General features: G+C 43.3%; 16 protein-coding genes and 1 pseudogene. 12 read left to right on the top strand and 5 right to left on the bottom strand.

Annotation, left to right across the window (positions count from 1 at the left end):
* From IM475_RS03865 to IM475_RS03840, 6 genes and pseudogenes are all read left to right on the top strand, one after another.
* The coding region (locus IM475_RS03865; protein ID WP_287726748.1) for a DUF4351 domain-containing protein at positions 1–618 on the top strand (618 nt) is incomplete at its 5' end.
* 277 nt (positions 619–895) lie between these two features.
* On the top strand, positions 896–2,974 hold the full coding sequence (gene glgX / locus IM475_RS03860) for a glycogen debranching protein GlgX (RefSeq protein WP_287726747.1): 2,079 nt from the start codon (positions 896–898) through the stop codon (positions 2,972–2,974).
* 115 nt (positions 2,975–3,089) lie between these two features.
* On the top strand, positions 3,090–3,851 hold the full coding sequence (locus IM475_RS03855) for a DUF3887 domain-containing protein (protein WP_287726746.1): 762 nt from the start codon (positions 3,090–3,092) through the stop codon (positions 3,849–3,851).
* A 46-nt stretch (positions 3,852–3,897) separates the two neighbouring features.
* Positions 3,898–5,196 carry a phosphopyruvate hydratase gene (eno, locus tag IM475_RS03850; RefSeq protein WP_002802932.1) on the top strand — a complete coding sequence of 433 codons (1,299 nt, stop codon included), beginning with the start codon at positions 3,898–3,900 and terminating at the stop codon, positions 5,194–5,196.
* A gap of 462 nt (positions 5,197–5,658) precedes the next feature.
* Complete coding sequence (locus tag IM475_RS03845; RefSeq protein WP_287726745.1) at positions 5,659–6,408, top strand: SIMPL domain-containing protein; 750 nt, start codon at positions 5,659–5,661, stop codon at positions 6,406–6,408.
* Positions 6,409–6,643: 235 nt separating this feature from the next.
* A pseudogene (locus IM475_RS03840) lies at positions 6,644–6,814 on the top strand (transposase family protein); the annotation flags it as partial.
* A 173-nt stretch (positions 6,815–6,987) separates the two neighbouring features.
* Here IM475_RS03840 and IM475_RS03835 read toward each other — a convergent pair.
* Positions 6,988–7,377, bottom strand: coding sequence for an AbrB family transcriptional regulator (locus tag IM475_RS03835; protein ID WP_002798186.1), 390 nt, complete (start codon positions 7,375–7,377; stop codon positions 6,988–6,990).
* 300 nt (positions 7,378–7,677) lie between these two features.
* Here IM475_RS03835 and IM475_RS03830 point away from each other — a divergent pair, with 300 nt between their 5' ends.
* The 3 genes from IM475_RS03830 to cbiB are packed head-to-tail and all read left to right on the top strand — an operon-like array spanning position 7,678 to position 9,525.
* Positions 7,678–8,121 (top strand): Rrf2 family transcriptional regulator, encoded by a 444-nt coding sequence (locus tag IM475_RS03830; RefSeq protein ID WP_002738021.1) that lies wholly within the window; start codon positions 7,678–7,680, stop codon positions 8,119–8,121.
* The gene (locus IM475_RS03825; RefSeq protein ID WP_287726744.1) at positions 8,069–8,542 is read left to right on the top strand and encodes a GFA family protein; all 474 of its coding nucleotides are present in this window, start codon (positions 8,069–8,071) and stop codon (positions 8,540–8,542) included. The genes IM475_RS03830 and IM475_RS03825 overlap by 53 nt, the downstream gene beginning before the upstream one ends.
* A gap of 2 nt (positions 8,543–8,544) precedes the next feature.
* Positions 8,545–9,525 (top strand): adenosylcobinamide-phosphate synthase CbiB, encoded by a 981-nt coding sequence (gene cbiB / locus IM475_RS03820; protein ID WP_287726743.1) that lies wholly within the window; start codon positions 8,545–8,547, stop codon positions 9,523–9,525.
* Here cbiB and IM475_RS03815 read toward each other — a convergent pair.
* Positions 9,475–9,840 carry a hypothetical protein gene (locus tag IM475_RS03815; protein WP_287726742.1) on the bottom strand — a complete coding sequence of 122 codons (366 nt, stop codon included), beginning with the start codon at positions 9,838–9,840 and terminating at the stop codon, positions 9,475–9,477. The two genes, cbiB and IM475_RS03815, sit on opposite strands and share 51 nt — an antisense overlap.
* A 101-nt stretch (positions 9,841–9,941) precedes the next feature.
* On the bottom strand, positions 9,942–10,610 hold the full coding sequence (locus IM475_RS03810) for a lysophospholipid acyltransferase family protein (protein ID WP_287659485.1): 669 nt from the start codon (positions 10,608–10,610) through the stop codon (positions 9,942–9,944).
* 223 nt (positions 10,611–10,833) lie between these two features.
* Between IM475_RS03810 and IM475_RS03805 the strand changes: the two genes are divergently transcribed.
* A complete protein-coding gene (locus IM475_RS03805; RefSeq protein ID WP_287659494.1) occupies positions 10,834–11,070 on the top strand; it encodes a hypothetical protein in 237 nt (78 codons plus the stop codon).
* 134 nt (positions 11,071–11,204) lie between these two features.
* On the opposite strand, the gene IM475_RS03800 is transcribed toward IM475_RS03805, so the two are convergent.
* Complete coding sequence (locus IM475_RS03800) at positions 11,205–13,958, bottom strand: DNA methyltransferase (RefSeq protein ID WP_287726741.1); 2,754 nt, start codon at positions 13,956–13,958, stop codon at positions 11,205–11,207.
* A gap of 214 nt (positions 13,959–14,172) precedes the next feature.
* Here IM475_RS03800 and IM475_RS03795 point away from each other — a divergent pair, with 214 nt between their 5' ends.
* Both IM475_RS03795 and IM475_RS03790 read left to right on the top strand, forming a co-directional pair.
* Positions 14,173–14,640, top strand: coding sequence for a DUF29 domain-containing protein (locus IM475_RS03795; RefSeq protein WP_287659122.1), 468 nt, complete (start codon positions 14,173–14,175; stop codon positions 14,638–14,640).
* Between the two features lie 415 nt (positions 14,641–15,055).
* Positions 15,056–15,256, top strand: a complete 201-nt coding sequence (locus IM475_RS03790; protein WP_149988456.1) for a hypothetical protein — start codon at positions 15,056–15,058, stop codon at positions 15,254–15,256.
* 106 nt (positions 15,257–15,362) lie between these two features.
* On the opposite strand, the gene IM475_RS03785 is transcribed toward IM475_RS03790, so the two are convergent.
* On the bottom strand, positions 15,363–15,569 hold a 207-nt coding region (locus tag IM475_RS03785; protein ID WP_287726740.1), incomplete at its 5' end, for a DUF6887 family protein.

Raw genomic sequence — 15,569 nt, 5'->3', positions numbered from 1 at the left:
GAAGCTCACCGCAATCAACAACCCTTATTAGCAGAAAATATCCCTAGACTATGGATACTAACTCCTACGGCCAGTCAAAGAATTATAACTGCTTTTTCCGCTCTCAATCATCCAGATTGGGGAGAAGGAATTTATTTTTTAGCCCCAGCATTAACCACAGCCATTATTGTCCTGCATCAATTACCTGAAACCCCTGAAACCCTTTGGTTAAGATTATTAGGTAGAGGAGGAACCAGAAGCAGAGCGATTGATGAATTAGAGGCATTATCTTCTAATCATCCTTTCAAATCAGCTGCCTTAAAATTATTATACAATTTGAGTAGGAACTTGCAAGCCTTACCAAAAAGAACCCAGGAAGAGAGTAAATTTATTATGCGTTTAGCCCCTTTATACGAACAAGATAGAGAAAAAGCTATTCAACAAGGAGAAGCTATCGGACTTCAAAAAGAAGCATCCAAGTTAGTGCTACGTCAACTAAAGCGACGTTTTGGTCCACTGACCCCGCATATCACCGAAACTATCCAAAAACTCTCAGTAGAAAAATTAGAAGACTTAGGAGAAGCATTACTAGACTTTGAGAGTCAAGCTGACTTAATTAATTGGCTTAATCAAGCCTAAAATCTTCGGTAAAGGTCATTTAAAACTCCTATATTTTTTTCTTGATTGCTCGGAAAATTGAGAGCTTTATTGAACGGGGCAAGGTCTTAGAAATTAATCACACCATCTCCATTAAAATCTGGCGTTGCTAATTTGAGTTCTGAATCTTCTTAGGTGAGATTTTTAAAACCTAGACCCCAACTAACTTTTGGATGCGATACACAGTTAGCATTCATAGCTTGATTCAAAAACGCCGAATAATCTTATACTACTCCTAATCACTTCTTATCTCTTGACAATGACCTTAGAAACCGATCACGGTAAAAGCCATCCCGTCGGTGCGACTGTCTTGGCCGATGGTGTCAACTTCTCACTATTTTCTAAGTATGCCACTGCGATCGAATTATTATTATTTGATGATACTAATTCTCCCGTACCTAGCCGGACTATTCTCCTCACCCCGCAAACAAACCGCACCTTTTTCTATTGGCATATTTTCGTTCACGGGATTGGAGTCGGTCAAGTGTATGCTTATCGAGTCTATGGTCCGGATAATCCGGCCCAGGGTCATCGCTTCGATCCTGATAAAGTAGTTCTCGATCCCTATGCGAAAGCGATTGTCGGTGCGGAAATTTATGATCGACAAGCTGCCAGCGAAAAAGGCGATAATTGTCATCGAGCTTTGCGGGGTCTGGTAGTGGATCCGGGCTGCTACGATTGGGAAGATGACGCACCGCTACGCACTCCCTACTCTGCCAGTTTTATCTACGAAATGCACGTCGGTGGCTTTACTCGTAACCCGAATTCCGGGGTTAGCGAGGAAAAAAGAGGTACTTTTGCGGGATTAATCGAAAAAATACCCTATTTAAAAAACCTAGGCATTACTGCCGTGGAATTGTTACCGATTCATTACTTTGATCCCGCTGCCGCTATGCCGGGGTTAACTAACTATTGGGGTTATAGCACGATCGGCTTTTTTGCGCCCCATGCCGGTTACAGTAGCGATCGCTCACCCCTGGGTCCTTTGAATGAATTTCGGGATCTGGTGAAAGCTTTACACAAAGCGGGGATTGAAGTGATTCTCGATGTGGTTTTCAATCATACCGCCGAGGGGGACGAAACCGGGCCGACTCTTTCCTTGAAAGGTATCGATAATCGCACCTACTACATCCTCGACGGGGAAGATAAAAGCCTCTATAGCAACTATACCGGCTGTGGTAACACCCTCAAGGGCAGTCATCCGATTGTTGGCAAAATGATTCTCGATTGTTTGCGCTATTGGGTGTCGGAAATGCACGTCGATGGTTTTCGCTTTGACCTGGCGGCCGTATTATCGCGCAATGTGGACGGGGAACCGATCCTGCAAAAAGGTTATAACATGATCTGGGCGATCGAATCGGATCCGGTCTTAGCCGGCACAAAATTAATCGCCGAAGCTTGGGATGCGGCAGGATTGTATAGTGTCGGTCAATTTGTCGAATTTGCCGATTGGTTTTCCGAGTGGAATGGTCCTTTTCGCGATGATGTGCGCGCTTTTGTCCGGGGAGATACCGGCATAGTCAGCAAATTAGCGGCGCGGATTTTAGGAAGCCCCGACATATACCACAGACCTGACAACGATGTCAATAGAAGTATAAATTTTGTTACCTGTCATGATGGCTTTACCCTTAACGATCTAGTGTCCTACGACGAGAAACACAACGAGGCTAACGGCGAGAAGAATCGGGACGGTTGCAACGATAATTTTAGCTGGAATTGTGGGATAGAAGGGGAAACCAATAACGAGGCGATTAAAACCCTGCGACTGCAACAAATAAAAAATCTCTTAACGATCCTGTTCATTTCCCAAGGAACACCTATGCTGTTGATGGGGGACGAAGTGCGACGCACCCAAAAGGGCAACAATAACGCCTATTGTCAGGATAACCAGTTAAGTTGGTTCGATTGGAGTGCGGTAGAGCAAGAGTTCGATCTTTGGTGTTTCGTAAGGAGACTGATCGATTTTAATAAAAAATTAGCTCTTTTCCGTCAAGAAAAATTGCTAGAAGTCACCTATACCAGTCTTGAACCCCATCTCAGTTGGCATGGCGTACAGTTGAGTAAACCCGATTGGTCGGAAGATTCCCGCAGTTTAGCTTTTTCCCTGCGTCATCCCAAGGCAAATGAGTATTTACACATTATGCTGAACGCTTACTGGGAATCTCTCGACTTCCAGTTACCCCCCCTATTCCCAGAGGAAAAATGGCATCGTGTCATCGATACTGCTGGGCAATTGTCCGAGGCAGCCTGTGATTTAGATGCCGCAGCTGCTATTGAATCGGAAACCTATCGGGTGCAAGCGCGTTCGGCGGTAGTTTTAATCGTTAAACCAGTATAACAAGGGGAGAGATATTACCCGATCGAGCGATCTTGAATGCTTTAACTAATGAACAATGGCATCAATTCAATCGTCAAGTCGAAAAACGTTATTTATTTGCGGAGCAATAGCTGAAATGATGCGGCTTTCATTAGCGAAACGGGTATCGATTCTCTCTTTGTGTTTAATTGGTTTTTCCCTGCCTTGGACCCCGTTCAGCGTTTCACCAGTACAGGCGAACCCAGAACCGAATGCGATCGCTCTTGGTGATCCCGTTCGGGAAGAAAAGCAAGCTCGGCAGTTAGTAGAATGGTTGGGAACTAAACAATACGGTAAAGTTATTGCAGCTTTGTCACCCCAACTAAAACCCCTCTGGACTGCCGAAAAACTGCAAAAGGTCTGGGAAAGCCAAGTCACTGACAATACTGGACCGTTTAAGCGCATTGTCAAAAGCAAGCTACTCGATGCTATCAATGCCAATTTGGTGATTGTCACCGTTGAATTTGAGAAACTCACTGAAGATGTGGTAATTACCTTTAACCAGTCAGGTCAGATAGTTGCCGCAGATTTTCCCGAATTTCGCAGTATTTCTGAGATTGGCACCGCTTTTGTCACGGCCTTGGCCAATAAAGACTACGGCCTGGCCCGAGGCTATCTACACCCTTTTCTCAAAGCTGAGGTTTTCCCCACCAGAGTGCAAGGCGCTTGGGAAAATTTACTTAAGCGTACCGGCCCCGTGCGTCGGGTTGTGGGAACTCAGGTCAGAAAAGGTTCGGATACGGACGGCGTGGATTTGGTGTTGGTGACGATTCAATTTGAAAAACTGACGGATACTTTAATCCTCGTTTTTGATGATCAAAAGCAGATTGTCAACGTGGATTTCCCTTTAGGCAATTAGTAATCAGCCGAAATTACCCCGTAAATTGAGTTGGAGACGATAAGTTATGTTAGATAAAATCGAAGTTCCCATCGAAGCGATCGCAGCTAGGGAGATTCTAGATTCCCGCGGCCGTCCCACGATCGAAGCCGAAGTGCTGTTAGAATCGGGGGCGATGGGTTTGGCCCAGGTTCCCAGTGGCGCTTCTACGGGCAGTTTTGAAGCCCACGAATTGCGCGATGATGATCCCCAGCGTTACGGTGGTAAGGGAGTCCTGAAAGCGGTTCGCAATGTCCACGAAAAAATCGTCCCGGTTTTGGAGGGGATGAATGCTTTCGACCAAGCTAGTATCGATTTAGCTATGATTGATCGCGATGGCACGGCCAATAAACGAGAATTAGGGGCTAATGCTATCCTAGCCGTCTCTCTGGCTACGGCCAAAGCAGCGGCGGCGGATCTGGGCTTGCCTCTCTATCGTTATCTCGGTGGCCCGATGGCCAATGTGCTACCCGTGCCGATGATGAACGTGATCAATGGTGGTTCTCACGCCGATAATAACGTCGATTTTCAGGAGTTTATGATCTTCCCCATCGGGGCCGATTCTTTTAAGGAAGGTTTGCGTTGGGGGGCGGAAGTATTCGCCGCTTTGGGTAAGGCCTTGCACGAACGCAAATTACTGACCGGTGTGGGCGATGAGGGCGGTTATGCTCCGAATTTGGGTTCAAATCAGGAAGCTTTGGATATTTTAATCGAATCGATCGAACGTGCTGGTTATAAACCGGGGTCGCAGGTGGCTTTGGCTATGGATGTGGCCGCCAGTGAATTCTATAAGGATGGTCAATACATCTACGATGGTTCTTCCCATTCTCCCGCCGAAATGGTGGATTTTTTGGCTAGTTTAGTCGATCGCTACCCGATTATTTCTATTGAAGACGGTTTACACGAGGAAGATTGGGATAACTGGAAATTATTGACCGATAAACTGGGGGCGCGGATTCAGTTGGTGGGCGATGATTTGATGGTGACTAATCCCATCCGTCTGCAAAGAGCGATCGATCTGGGTATTGCTAACTCGATCCTGATTAAACTCAATCAGATCGGTTCTTTGACGGAAACCCTACAAACGATCGCCCTAGCTACCCGTCACGGTTATCGTTCTGTAATTAGTCATCGTTCCGGAGAAACGGAAGACACCACGATCGCGGATCTGGCGGTGGCTACTAATGCTGGACAGATTAAAACTGGTTCTCTCAGTCGCAGTGAACGGGTGGCTAAGTATAATCGCTTATTACGCATCGAAGAAGAATTGGGCGATCGGGCGGTGTACGCGCCGAAAGTCGGTTTGGGTCCAAAATTCTTGGCCTAAAATTTGAAAAAAGTTTGCAGTGATCGAAAAAGGGTGTTATAGTAAAGGTACTGATAACTGATAACTGGTCACTGACTATTGTGGTACTTCGCTGGAACCTTTTTCGGCGAAGTATTTATTTTTGGCCTTTTTTCTGCACCAAGCTATGATTTTTGGATCAAAGGTGTTATAGTAAAGGTACTGATAACTGATAACTGGTCACTGACTATTGTGGTACTTCGCTGAAACCTTTTTCGGCGAAGTATTTATTTAACCACAGTTCGGGTTAAACAGAGGGGGATAAAGCCCATTCCATGGTCAAGCTGAACTTATCGGGCGTTATCGCAGCCAGCGATAGGGAGTTTTTGGGGAAGGGAAAGTTCCCCGTCAGATTTCGACCTCCATTGATTTTTGTAAATAATAATTTCAAGGCACTCGCTACTAGCATAGGATAGAAACGTCGGATTTCTAGGATGGGGGATGATGAAAGACAGTTCTATATTCCAACGTTTCCCACAGGTATTCGCGGGTTTATCGGTGCTATCGATCGCTCTCGTCTTGAGTTCGTGGATAGCGGCGCGCTCGTTCTTGGCGGTGAAACGGGCGAGCGATGTTTTTGTCGTGACCGGTTCGGCAAAAAGGGCGATTACATCCGATTATCTTCTCTGGCGTTTATCGGTTTCCAGTCAACAACCCACCGCCCGGGACGCGTACCGCGATCTGATCCGGCAAACCCAGCGGATACGAGCTTATCTCAAAGAAAAACAAGTTCCGGAGGACGCAATCACCACTAACGCGATCGAGACGATGGCGATTCCCGAAGTAACAGCTAACGGCCAGGAAACTGGGCAAATTCTCGCCTATCGTCTCACCCAACGCTTCGAGATCCGAGCGAGCGATGTGGCCCGTTACACGGAACTTTCTAGGCAGGTAACGGAATTGATCGAGGAGGGAATTAGCCTCGTCTCTGAACCTCCCCAATATCTTTACACCCAATTGGATAAGCTGCGGGTGGAAATGGTGGCGGCGGCGACCAAAGATGCGAGAGCGAGGGCTGAGGCGATCGCTAGTAGTACTGGCAGTCGGGTGGGAAGGGTGCGCGATGCGAAAACGGGAGTTTTTCAGATCACCTCGCGCAATTCCACTGACGTGAGCGATTCGGGAATTTACGACACCTCCTCCATCGACAAAGATATTACCGCGGTCGTTTCGGTAACTTTCGGGATCGAGTGAATTAGAGTCTTTACCCACGGCTGCATCTGATTTTTGTCAATCTACTCAGTGGGGATTTTTCAAGAGAAACTCTCTGCTAAAATTGGCCGTTATTGGCGATTTTTTCCTCAATCCCGCCGCTGATTAGCTTTTGCAGTGGGATGCTTAGATGCGGCTTCGTGGCATTTGTACTAATTTAAGGATGACTGATCATTGTTGATTGTCGTTATTTCTGCACATCTGAGATGCTCCCAGAAAATCCGGACAAGCTCAGAGAGGATTTAGTTTCAATCTGGTCATGACAAAACTACCTGAAACTTCAGGAACTGTCCTTGCTATTATCTTTTTGGTTGTCAATCTTTCCCAACTGCTTCGGCAGTTTTTTTGGGCTTTTTTTGTCTTTCTGGCTTTTTTTGCGAACAAATGAACTAAGATAGTCCTTCTCTTTAATAAAAATTATGTTTAAAGTTGTTTTGCCTAAGTAAAACTTATCAATTGGGCGACAAATCAGTGGCATTCAATAGCATGATTTCTGGAGCGAATTTTTCAGCAGACCCTATCTGCAAGGAGAGAGTTAAACGGCTCTCTCCTTAATTATTGCTATTCGTCGTCGTCGCTGGCGCCAACTTGCTTGAGATGAATATGTTTTCTCCCCAAAGTAATTTCAAATTCATCTCCCGGTTTAAGTCCCATTTTTTTGGTGTAGGCCGAACCGATCAGGAGATTATTATTTGATTGGACACTGATCCGGTAGCTGGCCGAGCGCCCACCTCGTCCGTGTCCATTGGCACTGCTATCTAAGTCAATCCCCTCGGCATCGATTAAAGCATTGAGAAATTTCATCATATTAACGCGTTCAATACCATTTTTTGTCATGGTATAGTAGCCGCATTCCCGGGCTTTTTCTTCTTTGCTGAGGTTGCCTAGCTGTTTAACTTTCTCAATTAGTTCGAGGCCGGTCAGGGGTTCTGGATTGGTAGTTTTGTTCATTTAAGTTCGCGGCAGATAAATAAAGGTTAGGGTCATCAAGGCTAGTCGAGGAGAATTGCTCCCCCTGACCAGAAACAATCGGGTTACGATTGATCTCTACACTCATCTTACACGGTATAAACTAAAAATTATCACTTGCTTGAGGAAATTGATTGTAATTGATTACACTCTATCTCTCGATCAAAATCTTAACAGAATTTATCAATGTTGATCGAGATGCCGGGGTAAGGGAGGTTAGCCTTTCTGTCATCAATGAGAGCAGGGGCTAGGATAGAGATAAAGAGGTAAAAATGAGGGATAATGAAGCTAACAACTAGGGGTCACTATAGTGTTAAAGCCTTGCTGGATCTTAGTTTACAACCGAGGGGAACTCCCGTATCGGTAAAATCGATCGCCCTGCGTCAAGATATCCCGGCTGCTTATCTAGAGAAATTGCTGATAGAAATGCGACGAGCGGGGTTAGTTCGTTCCTTTCGGGGATCGCAAGGGGGTTATCAATTGGCCAGGCCGGCAAATCGTATCTCGTTGGGGCAAATTTTGGAGGCCGTGGGAGAGACGATCGAGCCATTATCAGGCTATCATCCCAGGGACGAACAGGCAGAAGATTGGGTGACATTTACTATCTGGAAACACCTCCACGAGAAATTAAAAGAGGCCCTGGGGAAGATTACCTTAGCGGATTTATACTACGATGCGCGTAGCTGGATCGCCGCTAGGGGAGAGGAAACCAGCTTTATCGTTTAGTAGTTTAGAAGTTATGACAGCAACAACTCAAGCAAAGATTTATGGGGGAGGTTGTCACTGTGGAGCGATCCGTTTTCAAGTGGCGATCGAGCATGATCAAGCTCTAGACTGTAATTGTTCCATTTGTCAGAAAAAAGGCTTTCTGCATCTGATTGTTCCTTCAGCACAATTTACCCTCCTAAGCGGTGAAGATTTCTTAAGTACCTATACATTTAATACCCACAGGGCCCAACATTATTTTTGTCGTGTTTGTGGTATTCATCCTTTCTATCGTCCCCGCTCCCATCCTGACGCTATAGATATAAACCTGCGCTGTTTGGATGGCAATGTCTTAGGCGATTTTCAGATCCAGTTCTTTGATGGGGCTAACTGGGAAGACAATATTGAGAAAATTCGGGATATCGATGGGAAAAGGGAGTAATTGTGAAGGAAACGGCAACGGCGATCATTTTAGTATTAGGGGCAGTTTTAGATTATCTGGTCGGCGATCCTTGGGGATGGATTCATCCAGTGCAGGTGATGGGGGCGATTATTGCCGTTGCCACAAAAGTTATCCTTAATTGGACGCGGGAAAAAATTCGCCAACGTTTAGCGGGCATAATTCTGGGACTAGGTTTAATTATCTTGGCCGGGGTCTTAACTTGGCTAGGAATCGAATGGTTAGGTCAGGTCAATTTGCTGCTGAGTTACCTAGTACAAATGATTCTCTTGGCCAGTTGTTTAGCCGGTAGAAGTTTACGCAGGGCTGCCGAAACCGTCATCGCACCTTTACAAGCTGAAAATATCACCTTAGCTCGTTGCCAACTAAGTTTATACGTTGGTCGCGACACAGATAATCTCGGCCAGGAAGAAATCCTCCGCGCCCTATTAGAAACCGTCAGTGAAAATGGTGTCGATGGAGTTACCGCGCCGCTTTTTTATGCCCTTCTCGGTGCTTTTCTGGGGGTGGGACCAGTGCCCCTCGCTTGCGCTTATAAAGCCGCTAGTACCCTCGATTCGATGATTGGCTATCGTCGGCCACCCTACACCCATATGGGTTGGTTTAGTGCCAAAAGCGAGGATGTTTTGACATGGCTACCTTGTCGTTTGACGGTATTAACTCTCGCCCTAATTTCGGGCCGGCCGGGGCGGGTTTTAAGCATTTGTTGGCGCGATGCCCGTCGGGATCCTAGTCCTAATTCCGGTTGGAGTGAATGCGTCTATGGGGCGATTTTGGGGGTGCAATTGGGGGGGAAAAATCAATATCGGGGCCAGATTGTGGAAAAACCTTTATTAGGCGATAACCTCAACCCGATTACCGTTAAAACCGTCGAACAGGCTTTGTATTTAACCCGTACTTGTGTATTACTTTGGTTAGCGATCGCTGTTAGCTGCTTGATTGCTAGAGATTTTGCTCAATTTTAGCGACCAGAGGCGACGGCGTTGACGGGATTGACGCTGCCAGTAACGGATAATCAGGGAGAAGGTCAAGAATAGGGATTGCAGTATCTGTATCTGTCCGCAGATGCGTTGATAGTTTTGTCGGAGATAATAGGTTTTCGCCCCGGCGATGAGAATATATTCGGGGGCGGGGTAAAAAATGTGGTGTAAACGTCGTTCCACCCGGTTTAAAATTTTGGTTACTCGCCCTAAAATCCGCCGCAATTGCCACAATTTCCAGACTAGAAAGCAATTAAATAAAGTTAAGCCTAGATTGAAGCCGAGGACAAAAAAGAACATGGTCGAGGCGATGGTCGAGTTATGCCAATTTTAGCCTAGATTCCCGACTTGAAAGTGTCGGGGAAAGAAATCTAAGACTAAATCCTGTTTAAAAGGTCAATTTAGCGTCCGAGGGCGTGTAATCCGTTAATAATTTCGGCACAGCGCTCGGTAACTGCCTGTAAAGCTTCTCTTTTGCTAGAAATCGGTGGCGGCAGCACTTCCCCGATGCGAATAGTTAAGGGAATACTATGGGGAAAAGAAGAACCTTTTGGAAAAATCTTTTCTGTCCCCCACAAACTGACGGGTAACAGGGGAACTCCCGCTTTAGCGGCAATCATCGCCGCGCCTAGTTTTGGTTGATGGATTAATCCGTCCTCGGTGCGGGTTCCCTCCAGAAACACTCCCACTGCCCAGCCCGCTGCTAAGGCTGCCATCGCCGCCCGAATTGCCCCGCGATCACCACTGCTGCGTTTGACGGGATAGGCCCCATAAAGAGCGATCGCCTGTTTTAAAATCGGGATGGTAAATAATTCTTCTTTAGCCATATAAGCTACGGGACGACGCACGGCACAGGATAATAGGGGTGGATCGAAGTAACTGGCGTGATTGCAGACGATAATCAGAGGATGACGCTGGGGGACATTTTCCACTCCGTAAACGCGACCGCGAAAATAGCCGTGTAGGGTGGGGCTAACGAACGACCATTTAAAGAGATGATATAAAACTAAACTGGCAAAAGGTTCTCGCTCTTGAGGCTGGTTCATGACTGACAAGTGTTCCCTAGACATGGAAAAGCCCTTGGGAGTCTTGCCGTGTTTCGACCCCAAGGACTTTGCTTTCTTCTCACTCCTCACACAATTAAAATGTATAGCAATTTATCGGTTAGGGAAAGGTTAAGAGTGCCGCTTTCTTAACTGGCATAATTACTTACCTACGGTTGAGAGCGCCAAAAGGATTAGCAAGATGTGTAATTAATTTTGCCTAGGTACTGAAAAAAAGTTGGGTTAAAATATAAAGGCCAAATCTAGTCAGAAAAAGAGATTTTTTAGGGAAAAACAGGTAAATTGTGCTGTAGATTGCCTAAATGGTTGTATTTTAGGCGATAAATGCCCCAATCAAGCTCATGCCGCCGAAGCAGCTAAATTTATTGCCGAAACTTCTTTGGAAAAGATGTTAGAAATGGCCGAAGCCGCTAGACTGAAAAAACTGACGCAACCGACCCAATGGATTATTCCCGATGATTTCTAGGGTTTGATAGGGGAAGGGAGAACGGGTAAGAAAGTCGCTGTACCTGATTACTCCCAATAGCACTATATCAGTTTTTTCCACTGTTGACTGTTCACTATTCACTAAATAAAAGGCAGACAAGCAAGCATTTTCGGTTATTGATAATTTTTTCTTTTCGTGGCTTTTTGTTTGCTGGTAGGGAGTAGGGGAGCGGTTAATTTTTCATAGAGTTCAAAGAGGTATTCAATACGATTTAATTCATTGGTAAAGGGTTGGGGACGATAACACAAATCAACGGCTTTGTCGAGTTTTTGGTGAGCTTTGAGCAAGTCGGGAGGCATGGTTAAAGGATCATATAAATCCGCAAGGCTACTATCAGGATATTTTGCCCTAGTATCTAGCACAGCTTGAGCGCAAGTTTCGACGGTTTGTTTTTGTTTTTCGGTAGCAGTTTCAGGAAAGGGGTAGTTATTATAAACAATATCTTTTGAGTAACGATAATCACTTTTTAATCTTCCACACACATATTTAACCCATGCCATGTGCATTTCTGAAGTAAGAATACCAAATAAATATAAATTTGCATTAGGAATTAATAAAACTTGATCATTACCAATCACATTTTTATTCATAAAACCTATTGGAATATATTTTCTTCTTTCAGATGAGACGCGGGGAACAAGTAAATAATTCGTTTCGGGTTGTGCTATTTGACAGAATAGAGTAGGTGTCGCCGCAAATTTGCGAGTAGAAGCAGCTTTACTTTTTAATCTAAAATTTTTAACCTTATCTACTTTTTTTATGACTTCTGGTAATGTCTTTAATTCCCTGGGAGAAATATCAATTAACCATAGACAGTAGCGACTATAACCATTAATAAATTCTTGCGCTCCTGTATAAGGTCTAATCCATTTTTCTGCCTTCGGCTCTAATTTTAAAAATTCTTCTTTTTCCAGTTCTGTAAAAATAAAATTACCACCATCTCTTGGCATACTACCAAAACGCATTAATGGAACATTAGATAAAGGAAAACTTCGGTTAGAAATAATGATGTCACTTCCATCAACCAAATAGGGATTAATATTATTAGACTGAATGACTAATGATTCACCTTGAATATCTTCATAATCAAATAGAATTTTATTTGTTATATTAAAACTTCCAAAGCCAATAATTACACAATGAACTGCGGCGTTTCCTTTTGCTTCATTACTCCATTTAAAAGTACGATGGACAAAATGAATTTTTAACTGATATTTTTGAAAAAGAATATTCCAAAGTAATGCAACTTGCTCACCTTGAGATATAGAATTTGTGGAAACAAAAGAAACCCTGATTCTATTGCCCTGAATTATTTGAGCAGCCTTAATATACCATGCACACACATAATCTAAAACGCCTATTCCTTTCTCACTGTCAAAAACATAAGCCATATCATTCCTTTGCTCATCGTTCATAATCATCGCACCAACAAAAGGAGGATTTCCTAAAATAAAATTGAGCTTCTCTTTTGATATAACTTCCTCCCAATCAATCCGCAAGGCATTTCCATGAACAATCTTTGCCGCTTTCTTTAATGGTAAACGCACAAAATACTGACCAAAAGTATTACTAACTTTAATATTCATCTGATGATCAATTAACCACATCGCCACCTCTGCCACCCTCACTGCAAACTCATCGTATTCAATACCAGCAAACTGATTAACATCTACCTGAATAATGGTACTAATATCTGTTACTAACTGCCCCGTTTTATCTAACTCTTGTAACACCAAAATCTCTAAATCGCGTAACTCCCGATAGGTAATAATTAAAAAATTGCCGCAACCACAGGCAGGATCAAGAAAATATAAATTAGCAATCTTTTTCTGAAATTCTAGTAATTTATTGCGATTGCCTTTAATCTTCTCAAATTCTCTGGATAAATCATCTAAAAATAATGGTTTAATCACCTTTTGAATGTTCTTCTCGGAGGTATAATGCGCCCCTAAATTGCGTCGTTCTTTTGGATTCATTACCGCTTGAAACATAGAACCAAAAATAGCAGGAGAAATTTTTCCCCAATCAAAAGCACAAGCTTCTAATAACATGACTCTCATCTTGCTATCAAAAGCCGCTAAAGGTAACGACTCCTCAAATAACTTGCCATTTATGTAGGGAAATTGAGTTAAATTCTCATCGAGATTTTTTAATCTTTTTTCTTCTGGTGTATTCAAAACCTGAAAAATATAAGCGATGTGCATCGCCAAATCACTGCCATCTTCTTTGGTATGTAGATCGATATATTCCCAGAAAATCCCCTTATTAAAAATACCCGTATCATCGGCAAATAAACAAAATAATAAACGCAATAGATAAACTTCCAAATCATGCCCCATATAACCAATTTTTTTGAGGCAATCATGAAGTTTTCCCATTAACTCGGCTGCTTGAATATTGACGGGATCTTCGTCTTTATAAACTCGCTTTTCGTAACCAGCAATAAAATCAAATAAATGAACATTATCAACAAAATTACTTAATTCAAATTCCCATTGATTACCCGAATCTAAATCATATAATTTAAACCGTTGAAAATCCGATACTAAAATATAACGCGGTAACTCATGTTCCTTTAAATTTGGGAAATAATCCTTAGCCTGTTGTGGGGCTTTTTCTAAATCTTTCCCCTTCGATTTATGCTCAACTAAAATCGTTCCTTTCCAGAGTAAATCAATAAAACCCTGCTTATTATCTGCTTTTTTTATCGGTTGCTCAAAACTGGCTAACCTACGCCGTGAAATGCCAAAGACATGAAAAAACTCATTCCAAAAAGATTGAGATTCTGCTTTTTCTGAAGTCTCTCCTTGCCACTCTTTTTGAAAGGTAATCGCCCGATTTTTAATTTCATTCCAACTTAAAGGCATAGTTTTCATTCCTTATCTTTCGCTGGTTTGCTCAAAGATAGTAGAAAATGGTGTAGGGAGCTATAGGCAGTCAGCAAGGGATACAGATAGTTGCCATTTTAGGTGATTTTTTGGTAAACTACAAGGGAAGCTTAAAATTGGTAACATTTTGAGAATTAGTTGTATTCCCTTAGTTATCAATTCAGTTATTAACTCGAACGACCAAGTTATGGCCATGTCCAAGACTCTCTACGAACAAGATTTTCAAGTTTGGCTCGCAACAACAATTAATCACTTACAGAAGCGGGAATTTGCCGCGCTGGATACTGATAACTTAATTGAGGAGTTAACCGAGTTGGGAAAATCGGAAAAAAGAACTTTAGAAAGTAATTTGATGATTCTTTTGGCTCACTTGCTCAAATTAAAAGTACAGCATGACGCACCGCCATCAATGAAGGATAGCTGGTATTGTTCTATTATTGAGCATCGCCAGCGAATTGAGAAAAACTTACGCAATACTCCTTCTCTGAAATCCTATCTAAAAACTGCCATCGAGGAAGCTTATCCAGATGCTCGTCAAGTGGCAATTAAGGAAGGTAAACTAGCTCAATTTGGTGTTCAGATTCCCCCAGAAAATGATTATCCTCAAATTTGTCCTTTCTCCCAAGAGCAAATCTTAGATGAGAACTTCTATAGCAATTGACCCAGTTTGCCGAATAAGTAAGGCTCTGAGCCCAATCTTTCTAGCTCCTACCAAATCAGCGTCAAGTTTATCCCTCCCTACCGCTCAACGAGGCCGGATAGGGAATCTCTGGGATATTGCCCGAAAAATGTTCAGAATGTCACATTATGGCGCAAGCATTGCGCCCCTACATTAATATTTGCTCATCACCATAACCCCAAGAAGGTTAAGCGTGCCGCTTTCTTAACTGGCATAATTACCTACCTAGGGTTTGCTGAAAAAGTTTTTCCTAGGGATAGGGTGTGGGCTTCGGCCGTGAGCTCAGTCGAGCCGTGGTCAATTACCTCATTTTCGATGGTAATTAATTTTGCTTGGGTACTGAAAAAAGTTGGGTTAGAATATAAAGACCAAATCTAGTCAGAAAAAGAGATTTTTTATGGAAAAACAGGTAAATTGTGCGGTAGATTGCCTAAATGGTTGTATTTTAGGCGATAAATGTCCTAATCAAGCTCATGCCGCCGAAGCAGCTAAATTTATTGCCGAAACTTCTTTGGACAAGATGTTAGAAATGGCAGAAGCCGCTAAACTAAAAAAACTGACGCAACCGACCCAATGGATTATTCCCGATGATTTCTAGGGTTTGATAAGGGAATGGGGGAACGGGTAAGAAAGTCGCTGCACCTCATTACTCCCAGTTCACTGAATAAAAGGTAGAGCCTTGGCACAAGCAAGTTAAATTGATTTTATTTATCCATTTTTGCCTTGAGAAATTTTTCTAATTTCTTCATGTCTTCTTGACTAGGAGTAAAGGTAAATCTAGTTACACCTGATTCAGTTCGCATTCTATCCATATAAATTCTTAGGGCTTCATCATCTTCTCGATGGGAGAGGACATATTTTCTTAATTCTGGGCGAGACATTTGGTAAAAATCAGGTTGATGATTCATCTT

The sequence above is a fragment of the Microcystis sp. M061S2 genome (assembly GCF_020245605.1).
In the GTDB taxonomy this organism is placed as follows: Bacteria; Cyanobacteriota; Cyanobacteriia; order Cyanobacteriales; family Microcystaceae; genus Microcystis.
This window is presented reverse-complemented; position numbering and strand designations above follow the sequence as displayed.

Bases quoted from the DNA above. Each gene is read 5' to 3' on its own strand.
- eno (WP_002802932.1), top strand. From the start codon at position 3,898: ATGTTAGATAAAATCGAAGTTCCCATCGAAGCGATCGCAGCTAGGGAG.
- IM475_RS03830 (WP_002738021.1), top strand. From the start codon at position 7,678: ATGAAGCTAACAACTAGGGGTCACTATAGTGTTAAAGCCTTGCTGGAT.
- IM475_RS03800 (WP_287726741.1), bottom strand. From the start codon at position 13,958: ATGCCTTTAAGTTGGAATGAAATTAAAAATCGGGCGATTACCTTTCAA.
- IM475_RS03810 (WP_287659485.1), bottom strand. From the start codon at position 10,610: ATGTCTAGGGAACACTTGTCAGTCATGAACCAGCCTCAAGAGCGAGAA.
- glgX (WP_287726747.1), top strand. From the start codon at position 896: ATGACCTTAGAAACCGATCACGGTAAAAGCCATCCCGTCGGTGCGACT.
- IM475_RS03815 (WP_287726742.1), bottom strand. From the start codon at position 9,840: ATGTTCTTTTTTGTCCTCGGCTTCAATCTAGGCTTAACTTTATTTAAT.
- IM475_RS03790 (WP_149988456.1), top strand. From the start codon at position 15,056: ATGGAAAAACAGGTAAATTGTGCGGTAGATTGCCTAAATGGTTGTATT.
- IM475_RS03845 (WP_287726745.1), top strand. From the start codon at position 5,659: ATGAAAGACAGTTCTATATTCCAACGTTTCCCACAGGTATTCGCGGGT.
- IM475_RS03835 (WP_002798186.1), bottom strand. From the start codon at position 7,377: ATGAACAAAACTACCAATCCAGAACCCCTGACCGGCCTCGAACTAATT.
- IM475_RS03855 (WP_287726746.1), top strand. From the start codon at position 3,090: ATGATGCGGCTTTCATTAGCGAAACGGGTATCGATTCTCTCTTTGTGT.
- IM475_RS03795 (WP_287659122.1), top strand. From the start codon at position 14,173: ATGTCCAAGACTCTCTACGAACAAGATTTTCAAGTTTGGCTCGCAACA.
- IM475_RS03825 (WP_287726744.1), top strand. From the start codon at position 8,069: ATGCGCGTAGCTGGATCGCCGCTAGGGGAGAGGAAACCAGCTTTATCG.